The sequence below is a fragment of the Methylophilus sp. UBA6697 genome (genome assembly GCF_002454655.1).
Taxonomy (GTDB): domain Bacteria; phylum Pseudomonadota; class Gammaproteobacteria; order Burkholderiales; family Methylophilaceae; genus Methylophilus.
On the sequence record NZ_DKJH01000011.1, the window covers coordinates 31,234 to 41,326 of the forward strand.

Genomic DNA, 10,093 nt, shown 5'->3' on the forward strand with positions numbered 1-10,093 from the left:
AAGACATTCATTGGTTTAACATTTCATCTTGATTATTATCGGTGAGCGCCTGACGTTGGCCAGCACCTGACGTTGTTTTGGTTTTACTCAACACCACCACTTTATTGAGTGGTACATAAGTGAAATAAACAGACTGCGCATCCTCCCGGTCCAGACGCCATTGCGCATTGATATTGCTTCCCAGCTTCGGTAACAACATCTTTTTCTGCTGCATTAAAATTACTGTATCCCCACCCGGCACATCCTGCATGCTGCCAACATAGGTATAAGGCAAGGGTGGCACTTCGGGCGGCGGTGGCGGTTGTGGCTTTGGCGGTGGCGGTAACCATTCATGCGCAGCAAACAAGGCATGACTCAGTTTTGCGGCTGGCAGTTGCCTCGTGAAGTAAGTATTGTCGGGCGTAGATGCTAATGGGGTAATGGACGATGATGTGACCACCGGCGGCGCCAACGTCTGGCTGACTGTCGCTTGTGGTACAGGATTTGCTGGCGTTTCTGACGCAGATCGCGCGCCATTCGTATTTGCAGCCACCACCGTCACATCAGCCGTGTCTTCTTGCGACCACTGCCAATAGACCAGGCCCAGTGTGAGCAGCAAGGCCAGCCATAAGAAAGGCTGTGGTGCCGCTTTAGACTCAAGCGCCATGTGCATGCCCTCCACGGATAAACACCGAGAATGTCAGCGTGGCATCGACGACTGGCTGTACCGTTTCATTCTTGCGTAGCTCAAGCCCGGTCAACGCCATCGACGGATATTGCTTCAACACATCCATCATAAATTGGCGGCAGGTCGCGTAGTCTGCCTGTATCGTAAAGCGCATATCAAACTGCTGAATGTCTTGTGTGGCGCTGCTAGCCTGGATTGCGCTAGTAGCTTGATGTGCCTGCCATTGATAGTCCCCCACATTCAATGCAATCTGCCGCTTTTGCGCCAAGCTGGCGATATGCATCATGCGCGGAGACAAGTCAGCAAATGCAGGCAATTGCTGCCAAAGTGCCGCCAACTCCACTGGCTCGTCTTGTGCTGTTTTAATATCTATTGCCAATGTTTTTTCAGGCTTGGCTGGCGTCACCCGGTCTTGATGCACAGGCTGAGCAACCAACTGCCGAATCTCTTGTTCCAGTGCACCCAGCTGCGCCAGCTGACCAGATTGCTGCTGCGACAAGACTAGCCACATCACCAGCAATGCCACAGACAACACCATCGGCACCCAGCCTAAATACCAGGCACAACGGCGCAGCAGCCATATCACGGTCATGGGTGTCACAAGACGCAATGCAGTCATGGTTGCCACCCGCCCTGTATCTCGAAACTGACCGGGCGTTGCGGATGGCTTTCGTTCACCTGGTGCTTTTGCAGATGCACCTGGTTGAGCGTTGGCACAGCCTGTAACTGGCTCACATATTTAAGCAAGTCCTGGTAACTCTTGGCTTCGCCTGACAGCACAAACTGGCCGCGATTGGCATCTGGCAATAATTGCAATAAGGCAATGTCTGGCACCTGGCGCGATTCCAAGGCTTGCAACAGATCGAACCAGCGCACATTTAACTGTTGCACAATTTTTTCAGCGACCTTCTGCTGTGGTTGGCTTAATACCGCGACAGGCTGTTTGACTGCCACTTTAGTGGCTGGCTGATGTTCTGTGGCTGTCGCACCGGCCTGTTGTTGCGTCAACTGCTGCTGGCGTTGCGCAAGACGCTGCAACTGCGCCTCGGTCTCTGTCAGTCCCGTATACTGCACGGCGACTAACACACCCAATAGCACAACCAGCAATCCACCTGGCCAGCGCAATGCCTGCCAGGCAAACGCTGGCTGCGCAAATTCAAATTGATAGTTAGGATTAGGCCACATGCATGACCTCCTGCCACAGCGAAGTCACCTGATTCGCAGCATAGAGCAGTTGCCATGGCAACTGCCCTGCCAGTTGCTGTGAGAGCCGTCGCCCGGTGGCAGCCACAGGCGCGCAGGCCGGTTCACTCACCCAATAGCACGGACTCGCCTGCACACCCAGCAAGGTACGTTCACGCAACAACCAGGCAGCCATGGCTTCCACCTCAGTCATGTCTTTTGTCAGGCTGGCAACATGGGTCACCTGGCCTTGTTCCAGCTGCAATAGCCTTAGCATATGTGGCTCAGCCGTCAGCACCGTGCCGCTCGCAGGCAGACGTGTGTGCGCCCATAAGGCACACGCATAGGGTTGCACCGACCATTGCATGGCCTTGCTTGCCAACAGTGCATTTAAATTCAACGCTTGCAAAGCAGGCATCGCCACCAGCAAGCTGTCTTGTGGCTGCTGGATATCGGCTAACCGGAACGGCCATGCCCGTGCGGCTTCGCCATAGGTTTGCATCAATAGCGCCCGCGCATAGGCCTGCTGTTCCTGCCCGGATACATCCAGCGTTTGCAGGGAGTGTGTCATGGCAGGCAGGCGCAACAGATGCACATGCTTGTCAGCAAGGTAAATTTCAATACGCTGCCAGCGGGTGGCGGGCAGTTGTGCCAGCAATGCCGGCAGCGCAGTTTGCAAGTCTGTTCCGGTCCAGCTGCTTTGTGCCGTCAGCCTGCGTGAGTGTAAGCCTGCAGGCCTGTGCTCAGCCAGTAAACGGTCTGCGGTGATCAGCACCCGCGTTAAACCTAACCAACGGAAATCAGGCAATAAACGTGACACGGTTGATCTCCTGTAAACTGGTCATGCCTTCTGCCACCGCAGTGATCGCGGCTTCCCGGATGGTGCGCATGCCATTTCTGGCTGCAGCCTCCTTAAGTTGCCGGATCGGTTGCCTGGCGATAATCATCTCGCGCAGCTCATCATTGAGCACCAGCATTTCTGCCACGGCCTTACGCCCTTTATAACCAGTACCACGGCAATGGCCGCACCCTTGTGCGTGTTTGAACTGCATGCCTGCCGCCTGCGCGGATGTCAGCCCGGAAGCCTTTAACATGTCCTCATCCGGCACAAAAGGCTCGGCACAATGTGGGCACAAGGCACGCACCAGGCGCTGGGCAATAATGCCATTCACCGCAGATACAAAGTGATAGGGATCCACCCCCATATGCATAAAGCGGCCGATCACATCCAGCACACTGTTGGCGTGCACGGTGGAGAACACCAGGTGACCAGTCAATGCCGCCTGCACGGCAATTTGCGCCGTTTCGGCATCACGGATTTCACCGACCATGATTTTGTCGGGGTCGTGGCGCAGGATGGAGCGCAGGCCGCGCGCAAAGGTCAGGCCTTTTTTCTCATTGACGGGGATTTGCAGGACGCCAGGTAATTGGTATTCGACTGGGTCTTCAATGGTGATGATTTTGTCAAAGCCGGTATTCACTTCCGAAATGGCGGCATAGAGGGATGTCGTTTTGCCACTGCCGGTCGGGCCGGTCACCAGTACCATGCCATACGGCTCACTGGCCAGTTTCCTGAAGCCGGCAATGACCTGCGGATCAAAGCCCAGGGCCTTGAGGCTTAGGCCCTGCGCCTGCTCGGTCAATGCCTTACGGTCCAATACGCGCAAGACGGCATCTTCACCAAAGGCACTGGGCATGATGGAGACGCGGAAGTCGATCAGCCGCCCCATGGCATGCACTTTAAAGCGGCCATCCTGTGGAATCCGTCGTTCGGCAATATCCAGCTGCGCCATGACCTTGATGCGTGAAATGGCCTGTTCTGCGCTGTCCAGCCCCGGGCTGTTGGCAATGCTGGCCATGACGCCGTCAATGCGGTATTTCACGGCCAGGCCGCCAGGATGCGTTTCCAGGTGGATATCACTGGCGCCGGTTTTAAGCGCGTCATATAAGGTGGAGTTGATCAGCTTGACGATGGGGTTGGCGTCTTCATGGATAGACTTGAGCGACAACTGCATGACGACTTCTTCGTCGCCCTCTTGCGCCTGCTCGCTAGACAAGCCGACACCATCCATGGCACGCATGGTTTCTTCTTCACCGGCCAGGTAAGCACTGATTTCCAACCTGTGCGCCAGCCGCCATTCAAACGGCACTTGTACCGCATGCTGCACCCATAGCGGCAACTGGCGGTTAAACGGGTCAGCAAACACCAGAATCAGGGTTTGTTGTGCATCATAAAATGCCAGGCACTCTTTCTGCTGGGCGGTGTTATAACTGATGACATCAAAGGCAACCTGCCATTCGCGCATCTCACGCATGGTAGCCACCGGGTAATGCAACAGGCTACCCAATTGTGTGATCAGCGCTTCGTTCTCTAAAGAAAGCAATTCCTCCAGCACTTCAATCACACGGCGTTGCTGTTGTTGCGCCAGTGTTTGCGCCTGGGCAAACAGGTCTGCCGGCAAGGCGGATAAGGCGTGGTTGGGCACAGGCTGGTTCATTGGATTTGTCCCGCCAGTTCAAAGATAGGCATATAGAGCAGTAGCACCACGACCCCAATCACCAGGCCGATAAACAGCATTAACAAAGGCTCAAACAATTTGGTAAACCAGTCTATCCAGCGTGCCAGTTCTTCATCATAAAAGCTGGCGATTCTATCCATCATCTGCGCGACGTTACCGCCACGTTCGCCGACCAGCAGCATGCGTTCTCCGATCGGAGTGGTCATGCCCGCAGTTTGAAAGGCCTGTGACAGTGGCTGGCCCTCGCTGATCATGGTTTGTGCCTGTTGCAGGCTCAGGGCCAGGCTGCTGTCGAGCAAGCCGCCCAGCGAGTCAATCGCGGTCATAATCGGTGTACCGCCGGCCAGCAGCATGCCCAGGGTGCGGTAAAAACGGGCCAGTTGATAGAGATGTAACTTGTCGCCAATGGCGGGGATACGCCACAGTGTCCGCAACATGGACTGGCGCATGGCAGGCGTTTTGAATAGCAATACCAGGCCAATGATCATGCCTGCCAGTATCACCAGCATGGTCTCGCCATGCTGTGAAATCAGCGTGCCCCACTGCAACATCATTTTCGACATCCACGGCAAGTCAGCCCCGGTGCCTTCATAGACACTGCTGAACTTGGGCACGACAAAGCCCATTAAAAAGGCAATCACCAGGCCACCCACCACAATCAGCAGCAGGGGGTAGATAGAGGCACTGATGATTTTCTTTTTAAGCAGTGAGACCTGGTTGTCGTAAGCAATATAGCGCGACAAGGCATTGCCCAGGTCACCGGTGCGCTCGGCGGCTTTGACGGTGGCGATATACAGCGGTGGGAATACGGCAGGCTGGCGCTCGAGTGCGGCAGAGAATGACTTGCCTTGCTGCAAGGACTGCAGAATGCTTTGTAATACGCTGCGCGTGTGGTCCTGGCGCAAAGACAGCGCATCAATCGCTTCCACCAGGTTGAGGCCAGAATCCAGCAAAGCCAGTAACTCCTGGCTGAACAATGCCAGGGGAAACGCCTCGCGCCGGGATACTTTGGCTGCCTTTTGCGCATGCAGCGACACGGGCATCAAGCCTTTGGATTTCAGTTGCGCGTACGCGTCCTGCTCATCGTCAGCCTGCAGCTCCACCATCGTGAGCGTAGAACCATTGAGCACTTTTGCCTGATAATGCATGGCAGTTTACCAGTTGGTAATATCCTGTGCTTCGTCACTACCGCCTACCTGACCGTCCTTGCCCAGGCTGAACAAATCGTACTCGCCATGCTGACCCGGCATACGGTACTGGTACGCTTTGCCCCACGGGTCATTCGGTACTTCTTTTTTTAAATAAGGGCCGCTCCAGTGCGTGTTGTTATCGGCATTGGTCATCAATGCCTGCAAGCCTTGCTCGGTGGCCGGATAGTGACCAACATCCAATCGATACTGATCCAGTGCCTGCTCCAGCGCCGCAATCTGTGCCTTCGCCGTCTTCACTTCTGACTTGCCGATCTGCTGGAAATACTTCGGCCCAACATAACCAGCAAGCAGGCCAATAATCACCATCACCACTAATAATTCTAGTAAGGTAAAACCGCGACTGTTCCGGACAGAACGACAAGGCATCGCTAACACTCCATGAAAATTTGATGACAATACTAAGCAGATTAGATTGCAGAAAAGTGGCGGCAATATGACAATCTGTCACAGTTGTAATGTTGGATTAACATCACCAGTCTGCCAGACAATGAGGTGAGCGCTCTGTCTGGGCGGCCAACACCCAGCAGAGGATAACATTTATTGAAATGTTTTTAAATGGATTAAAAAATCAGCCAAGAAAAGCCGTGGTAAGCGTGAAAGCTTATTCGCCCAAAAAACCGCCGCTTTGGTGCGTCCACAATTTGGCATAAATACCATCGTGTGCCAGCAATTGGTGATGCGTGCCTGTTTCGACAATACGGCCTTGATCAAGCACAATCAGCCTGTCCATGGCAGCAATGGTAGACAATCGATGGGCAATGGCAATCACGGTTTTGCCTTCCATCAATTGTGCGAGATGATGTTGAATGGCTAATTCCACCTCGGAGTCCAGCGCGCTAGTCGCTTCATCCAACACCAGTATTGGTGCGTTTTTCAGCATGACACGGGCAATGGCAATACGCTGGCGTTGGCCGCCTGATAACTTCACACCACGCTCACCGACATGTGCATCGTAGCCGGTACGGCCCTTGGCATCGCGCAGGCTCAGAATGAAATCATGCGCCTCGGCACGCTTGGCGGCCATGATCATCTCATCATCCGTCGCATCCGGGCGGCCATATAAAATATTCTCGCGCACAGAGCGATGCAACAAAGAAGTATCTTGTGTCACCATACCGATTTGCTGACGTAAAGAATCCTGTTTAACGCTATCAATCGCCTGCCCATCTATGCGGATATGCCCGGCCTGAATATCGTAAAAACGCATAAGCAAATTGACGATAGACGATTTACCGGCACCTGAACGCCCCACCAGGCCAACACGCTCGCCTGGTTGGATATGCAGGTCAAAATCCTGCAGTAATGGCGCCTGTTTGTCATAGGCGAAATCCACCTGCTGGAACAAGACCTCCCCTTTGGGCACACTCAGCGTCAACGCGTCTGGCACATCCACCACACGGTTTTCTACCGACAAGGTATTCATGCCATCTTGCACCGTGCCGATTTGTTCATACAGCGAAGTCAGCTCCCACATCACCCAATGCGAGATCCCGTTCAGGCGCAAGCCCATGGCCATCACGGCTGCCACAGCGCCAGCCGCGACCAGGCTTTGTGACCACAACCACAACACCATGCTGCCGCTGGCAATAATCAGGCACATGTTCAAAAAGTGATTAATGCTTTCGACAAAACTCACCATGCGCATTTGCCCATGGACAGTGTCCAGAAACTCTTGCATGGCTGATTGCGCATAGCTCGCCTCGCGCCCTGCATGCGAAAACAATTTCACGGTAGAAATATTGGTATAGGCATCGGTAATGCGGCCGGTCATCAGCGCGCGTGCGTCAGCCTGATGCTGTGACACCTTGGCCAGACGTGGAATAAAATAGACCAGGGCGCAAGCATAGAGCAACAGCCAGCCGAGGAAAGGCAGCACCATCCATGGATGAAAGCTGCCGACGACAGTCACAATCGTGGTGAAATACAACAGCACATAGACCATGATATCAGCGAGGATAAACCAGACTTCACGCACAGCAAGTGCGGTTTGCATGACCTTGGCCGAGACGCGACCAGCAAATTCATCCTGGTAAAAACCCATGCTCTGGTTGAGCATATGCTGATGAAACTGCCAGCGCAAACGCATGGGGAAATTACCTGCCAGCGTCTGGTGCTTGATCAATGTTTGCAACACAATAACCAGCGTACTACCCATTAAAATAGAAGCCACCAGCCACAAAGTGTCATGATGGGTGGTCCATAGCTGGCCAGGCGCAATCGCAGTCAACTTATCGACCACTTTGCCCATCAGTGCAAACAATAACGCTTCAAACGAACCAATACAGGCAGTGAGTATTGTCATCGCTAGGATATAACGGCGCATGCCATACGAGCATGCCCACATAAAAGGCCAGAAACGGGTGGGGAGCTGATGCAGTATCTCGCGCGGAAATGGGGACACCAATGCTTCAAAACGGCTGAATAATCGCATGATCACTACTTGGAATAAATGGTACAAACGGCTTCGGCAGCGATGCCTTCACTGCGGCCAGTAAAGCCGAGTTTTTCTGTGGTGGTTGCTTTCACATTCACCTGGTCAACGGCAACCTGACAATCAGCCGCAATATTGCTGCACATCTGTGCCGTATGCCTGCTTAACCTGGGGGCTTCACAAATCACCGTCGCATCAATATTACCAACCTGATAGCCTTTGTCATTCAGCAAAGCCACGACATGCCGCAACAACGTGCGGGAGTCTATCCCTTTAAATTGCATATCTGTCGGTGGAAAATGCTTGCCGATATCGCCCAAAGCAGCCGCGCCTAGCAAAGCATCGCAAATCGCATGCAGCAATACATCCGCATCAGAATGTCCGTCCAGGCCATGACTATGAGGAATATGCACGCCGCCGATAATACAGTCACGGCCAGTCACCAAGGCGTGTACATCAAAGCCGTGGCCAATTCTAAAGGGGATCATTCTGCATCCTGTTCGCTCTGCGTAGCCTGCATCAACGCCGAGACAACGGCAACATCATGCGGATACGTAATTTTTAAATTTTTCAAATCGCCCAGCACTAGCTTGGGTGCATGGCCTGCCCATTCGATTGCCTGCGCTTCGTCAGTTGGCTGGCGGTGCAAATGCGTGGCCAGAGCCTGCTGCAACATGCCGGCTTTAAACATTTGCGGCGTCTGTGCCTGCCACAATGCTTCACGCGGCACAGTCTCAGCGACATGCTGAGTCGTATCAGCACGCTTCAAAGTGTCTGCCAGCGGCAAAGCCAGCAGACCACCAACGTCAGTCGGCCTAATGGCGTCAATCAAACGCTGTACCATCACCGCATCGACACCAGGGCGTGCCGCATCATGTACCAATACCCAATCATCGCGATCAATATATGTCGCCATGGCCTGCAAACCTTGATAGACAGAAGCTGCGCGACTATCGCCACCGCAAGACAATACCTCAGTCTTATGACAGCCTTGCAACAAGTCATCCGACCAATAAGCATCTTCAGGTGCAGTCACAATAAAAATACGGCTGATGGCAGGTATCGCCTCAAAAATATCGATAGCGTGACGCAAGATTGGTTTCCCATTGAGTGGTAAATATTGCTTGGGCGCAACACTTTGCATACGCGAGCCACTGCCGGCACAGGGAATCAGGACATGATATTGAGTCATCCTGTCATTTTATCATGCAGCCATGCACTTCTTTGGCACACCTGAAATCAAGCGGCTGATATTGCAACAAAACGCCATCCTCATGACTGCTTACCTGCTTTTGTTTAAGACGACTTAAACACTTGTTAAAAAGTCATTCTATAATCAAGCAGCAGTACCCATCATAACAATAGATCCTCGGGAGCGAATCATGAACAATACCAAGGTAATCATTAGCTGCGTCTTATTCTCCCTGTGCGCGACACTAGGCACCAGCTACGCGGACCCGCCTGCCCACGCGCCAGCACATGGCTGGAGGAAGAAACACGACCCTTACTATCGTGGCTATTCAGGCTACCAGTGGCAGCGTGACTATGGCGTCATCAGCGGAGAATGTCAGTGGCAAACCGTCGGCACGGTCACTGGTGGTGTCATCGGCGGCGCAGTGGGCGCCAGCGTCGGTGAAGGCTCAAATAAGCCGATTGCAATTATTCTCGGTTCCGTCATAGGTGCAGTGATCGGTAATCAGATAGGTAAAGCTATAGATAATAACGATAGGGGCTGTATAGGTCACGCGCTCGAACTGGGACGCATAGGGCAACGGGTTCATTGGGTAAATCCTGATAGCCGTATTGAATACAACCTCACGCCAACCGCAGACTTCATGCAAAGCAATCAAAAATGTAAATCTTACCGGCTTGAATGGATAGAACAGGGAAAACGTCAGCAAGCCAGCAATCGCGCCTGCCTAGCAGAACAAGGCCAATGGCAAACCATCAATTAAACGATCCTCTAAGCAAAAAAGCCTCTTGTTAAGAGGTTTTTTTTATATTTAAGGAGGCATTTCTAATGTCCAACCCCATTTTTGTGCAATAAAAAAGGCCCCAACACAGAGTGTTGAGGCCTTTTTAG

The 10,093-nt window shown here is 53.1% G+C and carries 11 protein-coding genes; 1 reads left to right on the forward strand and 10 read right to left on the reverse strand.

From position 1 onward, the window contains the following. Window positions 1-7: 7 nt before the first annotated feature. From B3355_RS04125 to ispD, 10 genes are all read right to left on the reverse strand, one after another. A complete protein-coding gene (locus B3355_RS04125; RefSeq protein WP_292780486.1) occupies window positions 8-646 on the reverse strand; it encodes a hypothetical protein in 639 nt (212 codons plus the stop codon). Beyond that, the gene (locus B3355_RS04130; protein WP_292780488.1) at window positions 636-1,259 is read right to left on the reverse strand and encodes a hypothetical protein; all 624 of its coding nucleotides are present in this window, start codon (window positions 1,257-1,259) and stop codon (window positions 636-638) included. The genes B3355_RS04125 and B3355_RS04130 overlap by 11 nt, the downstream gene beginning before the upstream one ends. A 23-nt stretch (window positions 1,260-1,282) precedes the next feature. Then, the gene (locus tag B3355_RS04135; protein ID WP_292780491.1) at window positions 1,283-1,852 is read right to left on the reverse strand and encodes a PilN domain-containing protein; all 570 of its coding nucleotides are present in this window, start codon (window positions 1,850-1,852) and stop codon (window positions 1,283-1,285) included. After that, on the reverse strand, window positions 1,842-2,669 hold the full coding sequence (locus tag B3355_RS04140; protein WP_292780493.1) for a hypothetical protein: 828 nt from the start codon (window positions 2,667-2,669) through the stop codon (window positions 1,842-1,844). The genes B3355_RS04135 and B3355_RS04140 overlap by 11 nt, the downstream gene beginning before the upstream one ends. Further along, the gene (locus B3355_RS04145; RefSeq protein WP_019883076.1) at window positions 2,650-4,347 is read right to left on the reverse strand and encodes a GspE/PulE family protein; all 1,698 of its coding nucleotides are present in this window, start codon (window positions 4,345-4,347) and stop codon (window positions 2,650-2,652) included. Before B3355_RS04145 ends, B3355_RS04140 begins: the two co-directional genes overlap by 20 nt. Further along, window positions 4,344-5,516, reverse strand: coding sequence for a type II secretion system F family protein (locus B3355_RS04150; RefSeq protein ID WP_019883077.1), 1,173 nt, complete (start codon window positions 5,514-5,516; stop codon window positions 4,344-4,346). Before B3355_RS04150 ends, B3355_RS04145 begins: the two co-directional genes overlap by 4 nt. A 6-nt stretch (window positions 5,517-5,522) precedes the next feature. Further along, the gene (gene gspG / locus B3355_RS04155) at window positions 5,523-5,945 is read right to left on the reverse strand and encodes a type II secretion system major pseudopilin GspG (RefSeq protein ID WP_019883079.1); all 423 of its coding nucleotides are present in this window, start codon (window positions 5,943-5,945) and stop codon (window positions 5,523-5,525) included. 235 nt (window positions 5,946-6,180) lie between these two features. After that, window positions 6,181-8,010 (reverse strand): ABC transporter ATP-binding protein, encoded by a 1,830-nt coding sequence (locus tag B3355_RS04160; protein ID WP_292780498.1) that lies wholly within the window; start codon window positions 8,008-8,010, stop codon window positions 6,181-6,183. A gap of 5 nt (window positions 8,011-8,015) precedes the next feature. Next, window positions 8,016-8,498: a 2-C-methyl-D-erythritol 2,4-cyclodiphosphate synthase gene (gene ispF, locus B3355_RS04165; protein ID WP_292780502.1), complete on the reverse strand. Its 483-nt coding sequence runs from the start codon at window positions 8,496-8,498 to the stop codon at window positions 8,016-8,018. Next, on the reverse strand, window positions 8,495-9,202 hold the full coding sequence (gene ispD / locus B3355_RS04170; RefSeq protein WP_292780505.1) for a 2-C-methyl-D-erythritol 4-phosphate cytidylyltransferase: 708 nt from the start codon (window positions 9,200-9,202) through the stop codon (window positions 8,495-8,497). Before ispD ends, ispF begins: the two co-directional genes overlap by 4 nt. 190 nt (window positions 9,203-9,392) lie before the next feature. Between ispD and B3355_RS04175 the strand changes: the two genes are divergently transcribed. Further along, entirely contained in the window at window positions 9,393-9,965 is a 573-nt protein-coding gene (locus B3355_RS04175) for a glycine zipper 2TM domain-containing protein (RefSeq protein ID WP_292780508.1), read from the forward strand. Window positions 9,966-10,093 lie beyond the last annotated feature (128 nt).

Coding starts and splice junctions, on each gene's coding strand:
- B3355_RS04125 (WP_292780486.1), bottom strand. CDS start 646: ATGGCGCTTGAGTCTAAAGCGGCACCACAGCCTTTCTTATGGCTGGCC.
- B3355_RS04130 (WP_292780488.1), bottom strand. CDS start 1,259: ATGACCGTGATATGGCTGCTGCGCCGTTGTGCCTGGTATTTAGGCTGG.
- B3355_RS04135 (WP_292780491.1), bottom strand. CDS start 1,852: ATGTGGCCTAATCCTAACTATCAATTTGAATTTGCGCAGCCAGCGTTT.
- B3355_RS04145 (WP_019883076.1), bottom strand. CDS start 4,347: ATGAACCAGCCTGTGCCCAACCACGCCTTATCCGCCTTGCCGGCAGAC.
- B3355_RS04150 (WP_019883077.1), bottom strand. CDS start 5,516: ATGCATTATCAGGCAAAAGTGCTCAATGGTTCTACGCTCACGATGGTG.
- gspG (WP_019883079.1), bottom strand. CDS start 5,945: ATGCCTTGTCGTTCTGTCCGGAACAGTCGCGGTTTTACCTTACTAGAA.
- B3355_RS04160 (WP_292780498.1), bottom strand. CDS start 8,010: ATGCGATTATTCAGCCGTTTTGAAGCATTGGTGTCCCCATTTCCGCGC.
- ispF (WP_292780502.1), bottom strand. CDS start 8,498: ATGATCCCCTTTAGAATTGGCCACGGCTTTGATGTACACGCCTTGGTG.
- ispD (WP_292780505.1), bottom strand. CDS start 9,202: ATGACTCAATATCATGTCCTGATTCCCTGTGCCGGCAGTGGCTCGCGT.
- B3355_RS04175 (WP_292780508.1), top strand. CDS start 9,393: ATGAACAATACCAAGGTAATCATTAGCTGCGTCTTATTCTCCCTGTGC.